This is a genomic window from Planctomycetota bacterium (genome assembly GCA_016235865.1).
Lineage (GTDB): Bacteria > Planctomycetota > MHYJ01 > JACQXL01 > JACQXL01 > JACRIK01.
Map to the genome: position 1 here is coordinate 85,388 of JACRIK010000030.1, position 17,155 is coordinate 102,542.

General features: G+C 48.7%; 13 protein-coding genes. 2 read left to right on the top strand and 11 right to left on the bottom strand.

Annotated elements, in window-relative coordinates; translation table 11 throughout:
• The first annotated feature begins 59 nt into the window (after positions 1–59).
• Entirely contained in the window at positions 60–1,151 is a 1,092-nt protein-coding gene (dprA, locus tag HZA49_09855; protein ID MBI5779741.1) for a DNA-protecting protein DprA, read from the top strand.
• 188 nt (positions 1,152–1,339) lie between these two features.
• The gene (locus HZA49_09860; GenBank protein ID MBI5779742.1) at positions 1,340–3,670 is read left to right on the top strand and encodes a VWA domain-containing protein; all 2,331 of its coding nucleotides are present in this window, start codon (positions 1,340–1,342) and stop codon (positions 3,668–3,670) included.
• Between the two features lie 20 nt (positions 3,671–3,690).
• Here HZA49_09860 and HZA49_09865 read toward each other — a convergent pair whose 3' ends face one another.
• From HZA49_09865 to HZA49_09915, 11 genes are all read right to left on the bottom strand, one after another.
• A complete protein-coding gene (locus HZA49_09865) occupies positions 3,691–5,562 on the bottom strand; it encodes a DUF1080 domain-containing protein (GenBank protein ID MBI5779743.1) in 1,872 nt (623 codons plus the stop codon).
• Positions 5,563–5,971: 409 nt separating this feature from the next.
• The gene (locus tag HZA49_09870; GenBank protein MBI5779744.1) at positions 5,972–6,598 is read right to left on the bottom strand and encodes a DUF47 domain-containing protein; all 627 of its coding nucleotides are present in this window, start codon (positions 6,596–6,598) and stop codon (positions 5,972–5,974) included.
• Between the two features lie 228 nt (positions 6,599–6,826).
• Positions 6,827–8,590, bottom strand: coding sequence for a formate--tetrahydrofolate ligase (locus tag HZA49_09875; GenBank protein ID MBI5779745.1), 1,764 nt, complete (start codon positions 8,588–8,590; stop codon positions 6,827–6,829).
• A gap of 116 nt (positions 8,591–8,706) precedes the next feature.
• A complete protein-coding gene (locus tag HZA49_09880; GenBank protein ID MBI5779746.1) occupies positions 8,707–9,114 on the bottom strand; it encodes a hypothetical protein in 408 nt (135 codons plus the stop codon).
• 109 nt (positions 9,115–9,223) lie between these two features.
• The gene (locus tag HZA49_09885) at positions 9,224–10,015 is read right to left on the bottom strand and encodes a dihydropteroate synthase (protein ID MBI5779747.1); all 792 of its coding nucleotides are present in this window, start codon (positions 10,013–10,015) and stop codon (positions 9,224–9,226) included.
• Positions 10,016–10,145: 130 nt separating this feature from the next.
• A complete protein-coding gene (locus HZA49_09890; protein ID MBI5779748.1) occupies positions 10,146–11,111 on the bottom strand; it encodes an acetyl-CoA decarbonylase/synthase complex subunit delta in 966 nt (321 codons plus the stop codon).
• Between the two features lie 74 nt (positions 11,112–11,185).
• Positions 11,186–12,454 (bottom strand): amidohydrolase family protein, encoded by a 1,269-nt coding sequence (locus HZA49_09895; GenBank protein ID MBI5779749.1) that lies wholly within the window; start codon positions 12,452–12,454, stop codon positions 11,186–11,188.
• Complete coding sequence (locus HZA49_09900) at positions 12,451–13,158, bottom strand: HAD-IA family hydrolase (GenBank protein MBI5779750.1); 708 nt, start codon at positions 13,156–13,158, stop codon at positions 12,451–12,453. The genes HZA49_09895 and HZA49_09900 overlap by 4 nt, the downstream gene beginning before the upstream one ends.
• A gap of 147 nt (positions 13,159–13,305) precedes the next feature.
• On the bottom strand, positions 13,306–14,688 hold the full coding sequence (locus HZA49_09905; GenBank protein MBI5779751.1) for a hypothetical protein: 1,383 nt from the start codon (positions 14,686–14,688) through the stop codon (positions 13,306–13,308).
• 656 nt (positions 14,689–15,344) lie between these two features.
• Positions 15,345–16,172 (bottom strand): type II secretion system protein GspG, encoded by an 828-nt coding sequence (locus HZA49_09910; protein ID MBI5779752.1) that lies wholly within the window; start codon positions 16,170–16,172, stop codon positions 15,345–15,347.
• A gap of 4 nt (positions 16,173–16,176) precedes the next feature.
• Complete coding sequence (locus HZA49_09915; protein ID MBI5779753.1) at positions 16,177–17,154, bottom strand: type II secretion system protein GspG; 978 nt, start codon at positions 17,152–17,154, stop codon at positions 16,177–16,179.
• Position 17,155: the final 1 nt, after the last annotated feature.

The following is a 17,155-nucleotide window of genomic DNA, read 5'->3' on the forward strand; positions in this document are numbered from 1 at the left end:
CTGTTCAGTGATGCGGTTTTTTTCTTGTCTCAAAGCATCTTTCGTCTATAATAGCCATTATGGTATCCCTTGAGCTTTTGCTAACCCTGAATTCCCTGCGGATTGGTTCGGCATTCTACGAGCGGTTGCTGCGACATTTCGGCTCGGCTGAGGCCATCACACGGGCAAGCCCGGAGAAAATACTCAGGATTCCGCGGGTTTCCACATTTGCCGGAGAACTGCCCAAGGCATTGAGGGAGCAACGGGGCCGGCAGGAATTGGAGCTGGCCCGAAAACACGGCATCAAGGTCATCTCGTTTGAGGATGCGCAATATCCGCCCCGGCTTAAATCAATCTTTGATTATCCCCTGGTGCTATATGTCAAGGGTAATATCAAGGTGCTTGACAATGATCTGGCTGTTGCCATCGTCGGGACACGGCATAACAGTATTTACGGGCAGATGCAGGCCGAGCGGATGGCTTATACCCTGGCGCAGCGCGGGTTCTGCGTGGTCAGCGGCCTGGCCCGGGGCATTGATACCTATGCGCATCAGGGTGTGCTGAAGGTCAAAGGCGGCCAGACCATTGCGGTCCTGGGCAACGGCCTGAAACACGTCTATCCGGCTGAGAACAAGAAACTTCTGGAACGAATCTGCGAGAACGGGGTCGTAGTTTCCGAATTGCCCTTTGCCATGGCGGTTAATAAGATAAATTTCCCGACCCGCAACCGAATTATCAGCGGCCTGAGTTTGGGCACGGTGGTGATAGAAGCGCCATTAAGAAGCGGCGCCTTGATTACGGCTGACTTTGCCCTGGAACAGGGACGGGAGGTTTTTGCCCTGCCTGGCAAAGTGGATAACCCGTCCAGCCAGGGATGCCATAAACTGATTAAACAGGGCGCCAAGCTCATTGAAGGCGTAGAAGATATCCTGGATGAACTCAATATTCCTTCTCCGGCCAGAGAGGTGTCAGTTGGCGCGCGCCTGGTTCAATCGCTGAGTGCCGATGAAAAGTCCTTATTGTCTATACTGGATGCCTCAGAGCAATTGAGCATAGACGATATTATAGACCGGGTTAAACTGCCGTCTTCCCTGGTTTTGACCACGCTCCTGACCCTGGAAATGAAGAAACTGGTCAGGCAGATGCCCGGGAAGAGTTATATTAGAATGTAGTTATGCGATTTGAATATCCACTGGTTCTGTTAGCGATTCCGTTAGCGATAGGGCTGTTGGCGATAATGGAGTTCAGGGCCAGGAAGACAACGCTTCACGCTCGGAGTTTATCCCGCCCAGTGCGGGGCTATACGCTATACACTTCCCTATGCCTGCGCTCGCTTATAATTATTCTGCTTGCCTTTATTGTGTCTGGATTCCGGATAAAAGCCCAGCCTCAAAACCTCTGCCGGATTTATCTGATTGATGATTCCGCCAGCGTGTTTCTTGATAATGATAAGCTGCTGGCATCTATAAATGCTAACATTAAGCAATTAGGCAGGAATGATGTGAGCCGTATTTTATATCTGACCTCTACGGATAAGACAGTGACTAATATCGAAAAGGCGATTTTATCAGCCAAGGGGTCATTCCCGGCCGGGTATCGCAAGGAGATATTACTGTTTAGTGATGGTAACGAGACTGAAGGCGATGCCCGGAAGGTTATTCCGTATCTCAAGCAGGAGGGAATTACGCTTTATACTATCCCGATTGGGCCTAATGAGATAGTAGATATAAAGATAGACAGTGTTGAGGCGCCGAAGTTCGTACGGGAAGGCCAGCCCATAGAACTAAAATGCCGCATATCCAGCACGGTTAATACCATGGTCGATATCCAGGTTTATAGCAATGGTAAACTGATAGGGGAGGCAGACAGGATATCATTATTGAAGGACCAGGATAATCTCGTGGTCGTCAACCTGCAGGCCCAGGCCGAACCAATCCAGTATTATGAAATAAATGTTTCATCTCGAGAACTGCATGAGATAGTAGTGGAGAATAATACCCGGCAAGAGGTTATCCAGAAGATAGGGAAGCCGAAGGTATTATATTTTCCGAGTATTATGATTTCGAATCCAGTACATAGGATGATTCCCCGGATTATCGGATCCGACAATGCATTTGAATTAAAAATAGGGGATATACCGAACGCATTCAAATTATATGACATCATTATAATTGATAATCTTCATTTTAATGAAATTCCTTTTGTGAAAGAGGTAATAATACCGTTTGTTTCCAATGGGGGTGGATTATTGATAGTGGGCGGGCAGAATAGTTTTGGATTAGGTAATTATCAGAATAGCGAGTTTGAGAAGATTCTGCCGGTCTATGCCACGCCGCCTGAGGATTTGTCGCTTGTCGTAATACTGGATGCCTCAGGCAGCATGGATGAGATATCAGGTGTTGCAGGCAAGAACAAGTTCCAAGTGGCATCAGAGGCATTGGAGAGTTTTGCTGCTCTGCTCAGCAAGATAGACAGGTTGGAGGTAATGGCATTTAATCAGGGATATGAGACGATTTTACCGTTCCAGAATGCGGATGATATTGTTTCTAAACTAAAAGATGGTATTGCCAGGGTCAGGCCGACCGGACCGACTGCCATTCTTCCGCCGCTGCAGAGGGCAATCAATACATTGAGCAATTCGCCGTCCGCCAAAAGGCACATCATTTTGTTATCGGACGGACATAGCACTACTAACGAAGCGCTGGATGGTTTTAAGCAGATGGCTGACAAACTCCGTCAGAATAACATTACGATTTCAGTCATTGCCACTGGTGGAAATATCAATGAGGAAACCTTAAAGGCGCTTACCAAAGAGGGAGGGGGCGGAAAAATCTATCGGCTGAATAGTAAAGATAAAGACAGTTTAGCCGTTAACCTAAAAGAGGATTTATCGGCCCACAAGGGGTTCTATCGCGAGGCGGAAAGTTTAGTCGTTTCAGCATTAATAAAAGACGATATCCTTAAGGGCATCGGCAATATTCCGCAGATTTCCGGATATAACCGCACCGCCTTAAAGCCTAATTCGCGTCTGGCGGCGTCCGTGTTAGGCGGCGAGCCGATTATAGCTGACTGGCAGTACGGCCTGGGACGGGTGATGGTCCTGACCACCTCGCTTGATTCCAAATGGACGGTCAGATGGGATAAATGGAATGGGTTAGGGCAGATGATAACCCAGTCATTGCGTTATCTTACCGCTGATATCGGCCAAAATCAGCTATTTGATATCTCAACAGAGGTGCTGGCTGATGGCAGTATTAAATTAGTGGTGAAAGCGCCTGATAATTTACAGCTTGATGCGCAAGTTGAGCCGCTTACCGAAATGGCTACTGATATTCAGACCGTACGGATTTTACAGGTTGCGATTGGCAAATATGAGGCGATTTTGCCGTCTCAAGAAGGGATTGTCATCTCCGTGTTTTACCAGAAAGAGGGCAGTAAACAATTACTTGGCCGGGTTCCGGTAGTTGCCCAGTATGCAAGCGAATGGCGCAGGTTCACGCCGGATATGGGGTTCTTGAGAAACATAGCAGGATCAACAGGGGGGAAGCTATTCACCGCCGATGAATTTATAAAAGGAGCTACGCTAAATGCGATTAACAATAAATCCGAGACATCCTACCGTAATATAAGTGCCATATTGATACTGGCGGCATTAGGCGTATTTCTAGCAGACTTGTTAATCAGGCGATAGTCACTAAATCCGTTGATGCGTTACTTCTTCTTGATATTTTTCTCTGAATCATCATCAGAGGAGTCTTTTCCTGTTTTATCTTCAGATTTATCATTGTTTTCCGTGTTTTCATATAACAGGGTGACATCCTTAATCTGAAGCTTGCCATCCTGCATAACAATAACGATGCGGCCTCGCTTATCAAGCCCAATCTTTTCCAGTTCCTCATCCTTGAGAGTATGGGATCCGATCTCGTTTCCGTTACATGATGCTGATATTTCTGTCCCTCTGGACGTGAATTTTAGGGTATTCCAGTCGTTGTTCTTATAATCGACATCTTCCAGTGATTCGCTTTCCCACGGTTTAAGAACTTGAACAAGAATAGATCCATATCCGGGGATGGTTTCGTAGTCCCGGTAGCTTCCCATCACCTGTACTTTTTTACCGCTTGTATCTATACTCGCTCCGACAAAATTGTAATCGTCGTTCATTTTGCAAATGATAAATGCCGGTCCTTTGTCTGGTCCGATTTTACCCTGGAATTTGAAGATGATACTTATGGTATAGTCAAGGCAGGTTGGTTCTTTGTAACGTATCATAGTGTACTCGGAGGCGCAATTGATAGTGGAATCTTTTACTGTCCACCCGCCCGCTTCCTCATCTTCGTCATCCTGTTCCCAGTTATTGATATCCTTGCCATTGAATAGTTTAATCTCGGTAGTTACAGAGTTGGTGGAGCCTTCCTTGGATTTTAGTTCGCAAATACGCAGCATCTGGTTGAGGTCACTGGTATTTTCCGTCACCGGCATTGTCCCGCCATATTTCCCTTTCAATTCATCAAGGTTTTGTTTGGCTTCAGACCATTTGCCGGATTTGAATAAATCCACTGTTTTATTCAACAGCACTTCCGCCTCTTCGTCTTTTAATCCATCGGCGCCTTCACGGAAATGGAATTTCATGACATAGTTCTTCCATTGTTCTTCCAGCTCTTCCATATTGATAGGCGTTTTTCCGTCCTTGGAGACGAAGCTATATTTATAGACGTCATCTAATGTCTTGATTTGACTATCTTTTTTCTTGCCGGCATTAAACTGGGTATAGTCCATAAATGCGTTGAAAAGCCGCCCCATGATGTAGAAGTAATCGCCGGCCGGATATGGCTTGGTTTTATCCTCTTTTTTGGGATAGGTAAGGAGGAAATGAATAAATGACCAGGCCTCGGCATAGCAGAGCGAACCGTTAGTGTAAAAAGTCCTTTTGTCCATTTTCATCAGGTCTGCCAAGGGATAATATTTCTTGTTTCGGATGGCTCTTTGAATAGTCGGCAGTCTTCCCGTGGCAATAGGGCCTTTATGCAGGCACATTCTGAATTTTCCGTCTCTCACTTCGGAATTGCCCATACAATCGGCCACGCCCTCATCGTACCAGCGGGGCACGCCTTCTATTTCCTCATAAGGCCTGCCGAAAATCATATGATGGAATTGATGGACGCCCTCATGGGACAGATAATTATATATTTTTTCCTTATTTTTAGAGAAGAAACCGCACAGATATTTTTCCGAAGGGCTGTAAAAGGCGCCGGCATTCCCCAGGAGGGTTCCTTTGACAAACTGTTTCCGGTTCTTGTACATCTTGATTTCAAATGGTTTTCCCAATGCGCCGCTCCAGTTGAGGAGTTTAGAAAGGGCATTAAAAGACAGTTCCATCCGGTCCAGCAGTTTTCTGCCGTCTGTCTCGGGCGCCGTGGTTCTCAGGGTATAGTGGCTCTCGGCGCTTTTCTTCAGTTTGAGCCATTCCTTGTCGGGCGGGTCTTCACCGCCGTACCGCTGCGCCCAGATAACAATACCGATAAGAAATATCAAACAAGCGGATGTTATCAAAAGAGGCCAATTCGAGATTCTCTTGATTATCATAACATTTCTCCTTTGATATAGTATGAGGTTATTATTTGCCGGTTACCTCAGCCGTTAAGTAAAGGGCTCAAACGCAATGGCGCCTAAGCAAGATGGTTTTTTACCAATACCGTTACTATTAATATAACCGGTCCGCCTAATTTGTCAAGTAGAATATAATAATTTATAGGCCGGTATAATTATGCTGATTGCGCTATTAGAGTTTACGGATAACTCCAGCTCCTGCGTGCAGGGGCTGGGTTGGAGATGATATTTCTCCGGGAGAGGTTATATTCAGTTTCGCAGGATAAGATAATACAGGGCGGATACCACCGTGGCGATAGAATTAGCCGTATCATGTATTCCGTTGACAAATTAGGGCGATGGCGATGATTATGACGATTACAATTAAGCGCTATTCTTCTTTAATTTAAGTATATTTCAGGGCGATGCCTTCAATGATGTTGGCTACATCTTCACAACGGTCTGTAGCTGTTTCCAGGTCCTGGTATATTTCCTTCCATTTGATGACCTTGATGGCGTCGTTGGTATCGAAGAGTTTGGCCATGGCCTGATGCATCAGTTGGTCGCCTTCATTCTCGTAGGTATGAATCTGGACGCAGTGGGTAATAAGTTCCCGGTGATTCTTGATATTACGCAGGTCGTGGATGCTGTGTTTCAGGATTTCCGTGGCCTTTTTCAACACCTCGGCGAATGACAGGGCTTCCGGCGTAATGGCATCTATTTTATAGAGGGCCAGACGGCTGGCCGCGCCATCCATCAAATCCACGATATCATCCATTCTGGTAATTAGGTGGTAGATATCCTCTCGGTCAATTGGTGTGACAAATGTTTTATTGAGCATTTCGATGGTTTCGTGGGTGATTAAATCGCCCTTGTGTTCCAGGTCTTTAATCTTCTTGACATCCTCCTGGATAGAAGCCGGAAACTTACTGAGATAATCATGTAGCGCATTGGCCGTATCCGCCGCATTAGAGGCGGCTTTTTCAAACAGCTCATAGAAGGCCTTGTCTTTTCCGATGATTGAACCAAACATAATATAGTCCCTTTCTTTTGTGGGTGTTAACCCCGAACATAAGCCAGATTACTTATTTTTCAGTAGGTTAATAAATAGTCGCATTTAACCAAACACGTAATATTTATACAAATATTATGTGCGGGGTCAATTAAAGAAGGCGTTTTTATTACGAAGGATAGGGGGATGATAAAAGGGGCTCCGAATTATAACTCCGGAGCCCCTTTTTTGGTTTAGTCCAGACGTCAGTTAAAATAGTCCCAGAATCTTGCCGTTTTCATCCAGGTCGTAGTGGGTGCCGGCCGGGACAGATGGCAAACCGGGCATGGTTCTCATCTCGCCGCAAAGCGGATAGAGGAAGCCCGCGCCGACCGAAGCCCGCACATCCCGGATCGGTAGGGTAAATCCGGTTGGTCTGCCTTTCAGTTCTGGATCGTGCGAGATTGACAGATGCGTCTTGGCCATGCAGATGGGCAATTTGTCATAGCCCAGTTCCGTATAGAGTTTAATCTTGCGGTTGGCTAGCGCTTCATAGCGGACATCCTTGGCGCCGTAGATACTGGTGGCGATGGTCTCAATCTTCTTCTTAATGGGCCAGTCAAGTTCGTAGAGGAATTTGAACTGGGACGGTTTTTCGCAGGCTTTGATGACAGCCTGAGCTAGGTCCTTGCCGCCGTCGCCGCCATAAGCCCAGACCTCGGAAGGCACCGCATCCTCGGCCCCGGCCTGTTTGGCGAACTTGCGAATCAATTCTATTTCCTTTTCCGTGTCATGGGTAAAGCGGTTAACCGCCACCACGACCGGGATGCCGTGCAGTTTCATGTTTTCAATGTGTTTCTGCAGGTTGGCGCAGCCCTTTTCCAGAGCCGGCAGGTTTTCCTTTATCAGTTCTTCAGGTAGGGGCTTGCCGGCCACGACCTTGCCTGCTCCGCCGTGCATCTTTAGTGCCCGGACCGTGGCTACCACCACCGCGCAGCTTGGTTTCAGGCCGCTGGCCCGGCATTTGATATTGAGGAATTTCTCAGCGCCCAGGTCGGCCCCGAATCCGCTTTCAGTGATTACGTATTCGCCCAGCCGCATGGCTATCTGGTCGGCCACAATGGAGTTATTGCCGTGTGCGATATTGGCAAACGGGCCGGCGTGGACAAAGCAGGCCGTGCCTTCCATGGTCTGCATCAAATTGGGCTTTAGGGCATCCTTCATCAGCATGGTCATTGAGCCGCCGCACTTGAGGTCATCAGCCGTAACCGGCTTGCCGCTCTTGGTGGTGGCAACCACGACCCGGCCCAAACGCTTTCTTAAATCCTTCAGGTCAGTGGCTAGGGCTAGGATGGCCATAATTTCAGAGGCCACCGAGATATCAAATCCGGTTTCGCGGACCGTGCCTTCGCCGTTCAGGCCGGTGATGATATTGCGTAATGCCCGGTCGCTGACATCAACCACCCGGCGCCAGAAGATGTTATCCGGGTCAATATCCAGTTCGTTGCCGTGGAACAGGTGGTTGTCGACAAATGCGGCCAAAAGATTATGGGTGATGCTGATGGCGTGGACATCGCCGGTCAGATGCAGGTTAAAATCCTCCATCGGGAGCACCTGGGAATAACCGCCGCCGGCTGCGCCGCCCTTGATGCCGAAGACCGGGCCTAATGACGGCTGCCTGATGCAGACAATGGCGCGCTTGCCGACCTTGTTTAACGCCTGGGTCACGCCGATGGTGGTCACGGTCTTGCCTTCGCCTAACGGAGTCGGGGTGATGGCCGTGACATCAATGTACTTGGCCATCGGTTTGTTCTTGAGGTCTTCCATGATATCCAGTGATATCTTGGCTTTGTAAGGGCCGTACATCTCCAGGTATTTATCCTTGATACCCCATTCCTTGGCTACCTCGGTAATGGGCCGCATCTTTGCGGCCTGGGCGATTTCAATGTCTGAGGGCACAGAATACTTGGCCTTGGCGGCCTTGCCGGAACAAGTTCCCTCACACTTGCTCTCGCGCGGTTGTGCATTAGGCATAATTCATTTCTCCTCTCTTACTCGCTGTTAGACTTTAGTCGTTACAGCGAGTTAGACCCCGCCGTATGGCGGGGTTGTCAACTTCCGGTTCATCAGCCTCTGGCTGGTTATAATTGTTAGACTTTTTTAGGTCTATATATTAATGCGAGTGTAATCCCGGTAATTATTGTCTGGAGTACGCCGAAGACGAACCACTTAATAGCCAGGGGTAAAGTAATCGGGAAGGTAATCCAGTTGGCAAATGCGCCGCCAATCCACATCAGGGTGCCGAGCATCAGACCGAAACGCACCCCCTCCATAATGCCCTTATTCTCATAGCCTTTAACGAAGATATATGTTATCAATAACATTGATGGGATATCCAGGACATTGAATAACCACATCCAGGACATCATATCCGGGCGCCAGATTGAACCCAACGCCATGTATTCATTCGTCAGGATAACGCCGTGGATGACGAATGTGGTTATTTGTAACACGATGTAAGCCACCAGTGCGGCGAGCAGATACCGTTTTACGTTCATAGACACCTTTCTTACGGACTGTTATGGCGACATCGGAGCCAGTTACAGTTCGTTAGACCCCGCCGAACTCCGCAGAGACCGCGAAGCGAATGGCGGGGCCGACTGATTTTTATAACGCCTTCATATAGGCGGTTAGGTACGAATCGCAATAGATAAATTTATTCAATAATAATTCCGCCGTAATCATTGAATCCATCAGGTTCTTGTCCATCGGGTCAACAATGGCTTCGTCAAGGCCGTTGGCAATCGCCATGACCAGGGCCATCCGGTTGACCATCGGCCGGTCCAGGCATCCCTGTGAGACGTTGCTCAATCCCACCACGGTTTTGGGCGCCGGGTCAGACAGGGTCTTGAGTTCCCGGATGGTCTGGAACATCATCGGCGTCTGGGCCTGCCCGAATTTGACCGGCAGGACCACCGGGTCAAGATGGATATCATCCGTGGAAATACCGGCTTCCATTGCGCAGGCCAGGATTCTCAGTCCGATTTCCACCCGGGCCTGGATATTATCCGGGATGCCTTTTTCATCCATACACAGCCCCAGAAGCCCGGCATTATATTTCTTGGCCAGGCCGACCAGGACTTCTAATTTCGCCTGCTCTCCGGTGGTTGAATTGATGAGCGCTTTCTTCTTGCAGGCCTTGAGTCCGGCTTCGATGACCGGCGGTTTGGCGCTATCTATGGATAGGGGGGTGTCAGTCACTTCCTGGATGGTTTCCACCAGCCATTGCATGGCCGCCACTTCATCAGCCGCGGCCGGTCCGACATTGACATCCAGAATCCGGGCGCCGCATTCCACCTCTTTCTTGGCGATATCCTGTATGATTTTCTTGTCCTTTTCCTGGATGCCCTTGCGGACCATCTTGAACATCCCGTTGATTCGTTCTCCAATAACTATCATAAATAAACCCTCTTTCTATAAATGTTCTACTTCTGTCATTCCTACCTCGCTTGTCATTCCCGCGAAGGCGGGAATCCAGAAGGAAAGAACTGGATACCTGCTTTCGCAGGTATGACGATAAGGGGAGTAATCATTTACTCGCCATTTGGGACATATACTTTCTGGTTAATTCAATGGCCTTGGGATGATACATCACGAGCATATCGCTGCCGCCCAGCAGGAATCCGATGGCCGTTGTGGCTTCCCACATAATGGCCCGTTCCGCGGCCTTGCCCCACATGGGCATATCTGATTCCGGGGCCTTGGCTTCCTTGGTCTTCCATGATTCGTTGGATACGACCGCAATCATCGGATATGCCATGGTTTTGTCGCCGCCCAAAGCAGCCAGCCGGGTGCGTTCCATGATGGAATAAGAATATTCAAATCCATAACCCAGGGCGCCGGTCGAGGGGAAAATAACTATTCTGTTTGACGGTATCTCCATATCCAGCAGGAGGATATTAAGCTGCTTGCAGATATTGATATCCAGCGGGCTTTCGGCGATGATATTGTGCCCGTCCGCGATGCAGGTGGCGGCCAGGACCTTGTAGTTATCCTGGGTGGCCGTGCCCATCAGGCATCGCTCGCCTTTCAGGGCCTGGGAGATGGCCGGGAAGAGCTGGTTGTCCTTTTCAGCGCTGCCGCATCCCCAGATGACCAGCGGAATGGAAACCGCGGCTTTGACCTCTTTGACGGTTTTGACCACATCTTCAACCGAGGTGTTTTTATTTTCAGGATGCGCGCCGGTCAGGCGCAGGCAGATGGCGTCGGCCTTGTATTCATCCTGGCATTTCCTGGCCCACTTGGCCGGGCTGTTTATCACGTCCTTGAACGGTTCGGTCAGGGCGGCCGGCCATTCTGGATTGACCATATCAACTACTTCCATGGCAATGGCCGGAGGATTGGGAATCGCGCCTTCTTCGGTTAAAAAGGGGAGCGTATTCTGGCCGCCTAATTTGACGATCTTGGAGCGGGTTCCGCCTTCGGATGACGTGGCGCCGATGAGTACTTCATTTACTGCTGATGACCATTTTTCTAATAACTTTGCTACCGGCATATCCTAAATCCTTTCTATAAAATATCTTCGGTGTGTGAATGGTCTGGGTTAGTGTATTTCTTCACGAGTGATTGTCAATAAATTTGTCTAATATTCTTGGGTACTACAGAGCCATTAACCATGGTAAAGATGCTCTGAGGCGTCTTTTCTATCAGATAGGCCAAGACGTCATTGGGCTTTGATATTTTCCGGCCTGGTTTTATCGGGAATACGGCGATATCAGCCGCATAACCGGTCTTGAGCGCGCCGATTTTATCGACCAAGCCGACCGTCCGGGCGCCGTTGATGGTGCCCATCCGGTATATCTGGCTCGGACTCAAATCCCGGTGATTCCTCCGGATGAAATTCATCTCGCTCAGGATGCTTAAGTCCTTGTTGCTGCCCAGCCCGTCCGTGCCTAATGAGACATTGACGCCGGACGCCAGCAATTCCCGGAACGGATGCTTGCGGTGCCCGAAATAATGGTGGCTGTTGGGGCAGTAAACCACGCTGGAGCCGGAAGCGGTCAATAGTTTTATATCATTGGCTGTAAGATAATTACAGTGGATGAAAAAGGCGGGTGGCTTGAGCATTCCCAGCTTTTTCATATAGCCCACCGGCGTGGTCCTGGGCGGGCGCCAGTTATCGGTCTGCCGGCCGATTTTCCTTAAGTAGGTTACCATCTTCCCGCAGCCGGCATTAAGGAATTCCACCTCCTCTTTCAGCTCTGACAGGTGGGTTGATAAAATGACTTTCTTCTGACGGGCTAAATTAAAAAGCATCTTGTATAATTCGGGCGATACGGAAAACGGCGAGTGCGGTGCAATGCCGGTCCGGAGCAGGCCGTTTGAATGCCTGTTTGCGTACCTCAGGGTATCCTTGACCCTGGCTAATGTCTCTCTGGCCTTGGTTTTATCAAGGGATATGGCTTCTTCCACCAGTATCCGGCGCAGTTTGGCCTTGCGGTGGGCCGGCAGTGTAAAGCGCAGCCGGGTATGGTCCACCAGGGTGGTGATTCCGTTTCGGGCTGAAATTCCGTAACTGTGTTTTATTATCCGGAGATAGTCCTTGACCTTCAGGTCTTTGCGCCGGGCAATCACCTTCTGGGCCCATTCGGTGAATTGCTGGGGCGGCTTTATCGGATTGCGTGAATAACCGTAGAGCGGCGGGCCTTCCAGATGCGTATGGGCATTGATTAAGCCCGGAGAGATGATGGCGTTCCCGAAATCAAAGGTCTTTCCTTTTATGGTCTTGGTTGGGCCGTAAAAGATGTCCTTAATCACGCCTTTTTCCACGGCGATAGCGGAATTTTCCAGGATGATATCCGGCGTAATGATAATATATTTCGCTCTGAGAATAATCATTTTAATATTTTAGCCAGTCCTTTGATGTTTTTTATGGACACGTCGGCCTCATAGTTCTTATCCAGCCGGCCGGCCTTGAATTCGCCCTGAAGCACGCGGACCGTAAAAATCCCCAATTCCCGGGCGCCCTTGAAGTCGTCATAAGGGTTATCGCCTACATAGACGGTCTCCTGCGGAGCGGCATCCAACTTCTCCATGGCCAGCCGGTAAACGAATGGATTGGGCTTTTTATATTGGGGGGAGTAGTCAGCCGTGAATATGACGGTATCGAACGACTTATTCAGGCCCAGTGCGGCAATCTTGTTGCGCTGCATCGTCGGATGCCCGTCGGTAACCAGTCCCAGCCGGTATTTCCGGCCCAGGGCAGTCAGCATCTGCTTCACGCCCGGATAGGGCTTTATGGCCGGCTTAAAACCGTGATAGACCCCTTGGGTCTTGGTGAGCAGTTCAGCCGAGTAAATCCCCAGGATGCGCAGCAGGTCGTCAAAGATGAATTCGTAGTGGCTGGTCTTGATTTTCCAGATGCGGTTAATCAGGGCGTAGGTGTCCCGGTAATTAAGGCGATGGTTCTTGGCCAGGTATTTGGCCACCTCGGCGAATGCCTGTTTGAGGAACAGGTTCTTGTCGTATAGCGTATTGCCTAAGTCAAATAGGATGGCTTTAATATTTTTGGCTGCAGGATGTTTTAGGGAAACCATAGGCATATTATATAATAATTGGAAACAGGGTCAATTTTATCACACGTAATTTCATGTGACAACCCCCTAACCCCCTTTCATAAGGGGGAATTTGTTCCCTATTAGTCCCCCTTAACAAAGGGGGAATAAAAGGGGGTTGTTTGATTCTGTTGTTTAACTATTTAGTATTTTATGTATTATCTCCGCGGCGCGTTGGGAAGCCCCTGCCGAGCCCAGTTTGGCCTTGACTTTGCCTAACTCTTCTTTCATCCGGTTTCTGGCATCAGGGTCCAGCAGTTCAGTCACGGCCTGGGCAATCTTGGCCGGTGTGCAGTCCTGCTGAATCAATTCCGGTACCACCTTTTTGTTGGCGATGATATTGACCATGGCGTAGAAGGGCGTCTTGACTAACGGACGGAAGACCAGTTCGGTCAACAGCGGCACCTTGTAGATGACTATCATCGGCGTCTGGAATAGGGCGGCCTCGACCGTGATTGTTCCAGAGACTGTTATCAGAATATCGCTGGCCGCTATGACCTCGTAGGTCTTGTTGTAGAAAGGGATTATACCAGAAGTCCCCTCTAATAAGAGGGGATTCCCGCCTGACCGCAGTCGGGCGGGTAGGGGTGTGTTTGTTGGACGGCTCATTTTGCTGATGATGGCCGGCGTAATATCCGGCGCCGCTCCGAGGATGTATTTAATATTGCCACCCTCTCCAATCCTCTCTTCACTTATCCTTCCCTCTCCCCTTTGGGGAGAGGATAGGTGAGGGGTGAAACTGGTGGTCTTTGAAAGTATTTGAATCGCCTTCTGCATTATCGGGAAATGTCTCTTGAATTCCGAAGGCCGGCTGCCCGGCAACAGCCCGATGACCAGGTCGTCCTTGCCTAATCCTAACGCGTGTCTGGCGTCATTCCTCATGTCATTCCCGTCCCGCCGGAAGCGGGAGGAATCCAGATTTCTGTTTTCTATTACATCCAGCAGGGGATGCCCGACGAATTCAGCCGCAACATTGAACCGATTATAGAACTCCTGTTCAAACCCGAAGATGACAATCATCTTATCCACGTATTTCTGGATAATCTTTACCCGGGATTGCCTCCAGGCCCAGATTTGGGGTGAGATGTAATAGACGACCTTGATGCCGAGTTGCTTCAGGCGCGGGGCCAGGCGCAGATTAAAATCCGGGAAATCAACCAGTATGGCTAGGTCGGGTTTACCCCCACACCAATGGAATTGGTGTGGGGGTGAAGTCTTGCTGGCACTTGTGCTGAGCGCTTGTCCCGGAGGGACACCGTGCGAAGCATAAGACACCAATTTCCGGAACACCTGTGAAAAGTGGGTGATTTTGAGGAGCGGGTCCAGCCCGGTCCCGGCATTCTTAGTGAATGGCGTTAATAATTCGACTCCTGCCTCTTGCATCTTGGCTCCGCCCAGTCCGCTAAACTTCAAATCTGAAATCTTAAATCCTAAATCTGAACTTTTCAGCGCCCTTACCAGATTACTCGCATGCAAATCCCCCGATGCCTCTCCGGCTACGATTAGAATATGACGCATATTAAGACATTATAAATGAAAGGCAGTATGGGGCAAGTAATATTCACCACAAAGAATTTATCTGGATCCTTCGCGCCTTTGCGGTAAATAACTTATTTTGTCTATTAAGAGTATTCAGGCGACCGGGTTGTCGCCTAATCCGGAAACACTATTTTTCAAACATTGCTCTAACTTACGCAATGGCAATCGATTAAAGAAAATGAAAAAATCCGAGATTTTTGGATTTGTAGACGTGTTGTCGCCTGAGTTCCGAAAATAGGTGGGGGGAGATGGTGCTCCACTAAGGGAGAGTTAGAGCATGGGACTGCGGGGTGAAGGGTATGGTACTGGGGGGTGCAGGGCATCCCCCCTGGGGGTGCAGGTCAGGGTACTGCGGGGTGCGGGTCAAGATACTGAGGGGTGAAGGTTATCCATAAGGGATAGTCCACTGGGCATACATAGGGATAGGGGGCATGGGGAGGCGGGATGCCCTGCCAGGTACTGCGGGATGCAGGTCAAGTTACTGCGGGATGCGGGTCAAGATACTGCGGGGGTAGGGGCAAGGTACTGCGGTGGTAAGGGCATCCCTAAGGGAGAAGCCATAGGGCATACTATGGGGTGCTGGGTATGGGTATGTGGAGTTAGGGTATAGGGGATGGTGGTTTAAAATGCTCGAATTACCTGATTTTCTTATCTTCTATCAGTTTATCCACCTTTTCCAGGGCGGTTTTGGTCTTCTGATAGGTGGCGTCATTAATCACGCCTCGTTGGTGGTATTTTTCCAATAGGGCATTGTATTGCTTGATCATCTCCGGTCGGCGATACAAACCAAAAGAACTCATTACATAGCAGGTAACCATGGTCAGAGAAATAGGAGCCAATGATAGCAATATCATGATAGTTCCGCCGATTATATTCAGAATCCGCTTTATCAGTGGTTGATTAGCCGGTTTCTTAGCTTTTCTAAACAGCATTATAAACATCACAAGAATAAGCAATATGCCTATGCGTACCGTCCACATCTCAACCAATAGCCATTTATATTCCACATAAGTCATCCGGGTGCCCAGCGAATAGACATAGATACCTTCATCCACCCGGACAGAATAATGCTGACCGCTGTCGTCCGTGGCCGGCGAACCCTGGAACAGTTCCGGCGGCAACCCGCGCCGATTCTCATAGACAAAGGGCGTCAACCATGGCGAGAGAATACCCGTCTCAAAGACCTTTATATCCCGTCCACGCCTCTCGTATTCATATTCATCAGGTAGCTCCGGATTCTTTAGGATATTATCCAGCACCGTTAACCCCTCATTATTATCCGGATAGCGGTTGTTCTTGGCGTAGTAGCTTTTGAGCCCTTGGCTGATGGTGGCCAGATGCTTTTGCATGGTGCGCAGGTGCCCCTTATACCACGATGGCTCGTAGGTATACTTGGGATTGTTGCAGAAAAGACCGCCAATAGCCAAGGTCAAGCAGATACAGGTAAACCAAAGATATCGCATAGGCTTAATCGTTTCCTTTAAAATACTTGTTCACTTCATCCATGGCCTTCCGGGTCTTTTGATAGGTAGCGTCTTTAATTATCCCTTGCTGGTGGTATTTATCCAGCAAATCATTATATTGGCTGATAATCTCTGGACGGCGACTGAGGTCGAAATATGGTGCCATGCTGTAACATGACACCGTATTTTGCATCGGTTTTTTCAGTCCGATAAGAACTGTTCCCAGAATTATAATAATTCCGCCGGCTATCTTTATCAGTTTAATCCATAATTTAGCGGGGTTTCTATTACTTAGTTTATTTGCCTTGATAAAGAGGTAAAGAAAGATATTCAGCAGGATAAATGATATAAACGGTAGACACCAGACAATTATTCTGGTCCTGGTTCTTTTTGCTAAGGCATCAATATAGTCCTGATAGTAGGATATAGCGCCTACAGAATACACATAGATTCCGTCAGCCACCCTGATGGAATAAAGTCCTCCTTTATACTTATTTACCGGCGAGTCGCTAAAGAGGTTTTCGGGCAATCCGTTTCTATTTTCGTATACGAAAGGTTCGAACCAGGAAGAAAGAATCCCGCTTTCAAAAGGGCACATACCTCCTTGTAACCCGTAATATACGCTGCCTTTGTCCTTTGGCTGTTTCCCCATAGGCGCAGGCAGGTAGGCATATTCTTCAATCAATTGGGCCTTCAATTCCGATAAAACCGCCAGCCCCTCATCGTTGGTTGGATAACGATTATTCTTGGTGCGATATAATTTAAGATGCTTTGAAATAATCTGGAGATGACCCTGAACATTGTCAAGGATATCTTTCTCGTAACGGGGATATTTGGTGTAATAATATGCTAAATGACCGGTAACAGGCTCAGAGATTGGATGATTGGGCCAGGCGAATCTATCTATATTGACGATGAAGTTGATGAAGAAGGTCACCAGCAAGACGGATACGCAGATACAAGCAAACCAGATATAGCGCATC

What these genes read in the sequence shown, in the direction of transcription:
- dprA (MBI5779741.1), top strand. Translation starts at nt 60, where the DNA reads ATGGTATCCCTTGAGCTTTTGCTAACCCTGAATTCCCTGCGGATTGGT.
- HZA49_09865 (MBI5779743.1), bottom strand. Translation starts at nt 5,562, where the DNA reads ATGATAATCAAGAGAATCTCGAATTGGCCTCTTTTGATAACATCCGCT.
- HZA49_09870 (MBI5779744.1), bottom strand. Translation starts at nt 6,598, where the DNA reads ATGTTTGGTTCAATCATCGGAAAAGACAAGGCCTTCTATGAGCTGTTT.
- HZA49_09875 (MBI5779745.1), bottom strand. Translation starts at nt 8,590, where the DNA reads ATGCCTAATGCACAACCGCGCGAGAGCAAGTGTGAGGGAACTTGTTCC.
- HZA49_09880 (MBI5779746.1), bottom strand. Translation starts at nt 9,114, where the DNA reads ATGAACGTAAAACGGTATCTGCTCGCCGCACTGGTGGCTTACATCGTG.
- HZA49_09885 (MBI5779747.1), bottom strand. Translation starts at nt 10,015, where the DNA reads ATGATAGTTATTGGAGAACGAATCAACGGGATGTTCAAGATGGTCCGC.
- HZA49_09890 (MBI5779748.1), bottom strand. Translation starts at nt 11,111, where the DNA reads ATGCCGGTAGCAAAGTTATTAGAAAAATGGTCATCAGCAGTAAATGAA.
- HZA49_09895 (MBI5779749.1), bottom strand. Translation starts at nt 12,454, where the DNA reads ATGATTATTCTCAGAGCGAAATATATTATCATTACGCCGGATATCATC.
- HZA49_09900 (MBI5779750.1), bottom strand. Translation starts at nt 13,158, where the DNA reads ATGCCTATGGTTTCCCTAAAACATCCTGCAGCCAAAAATATTAAAGCC.
- HZA49_09905 (MBI5779751.1), bottom strand. Translation starts at nt 14,688, where the DNA reads ATGCGTCATATTCTAATCGTAGCCGGAGAGGCATCGGGGGATTTGCAT.
- HZA49_09910 (MBI5779752.1), bottom strand. Translation starts at nt 16,172, where the DNA reads ATGCGATATCTTTGGTTTACCTGTATCTGCTTGACCTTGGCTATTGGC.
- HZA49_09915 (MBI5779753.1), bottom strand. Translation starts at nt 17,154, where the DNA reads ATGCGCTATATCTGGTTTGCTTGTATCTGCGTATCCGTCTTGCTGGTG.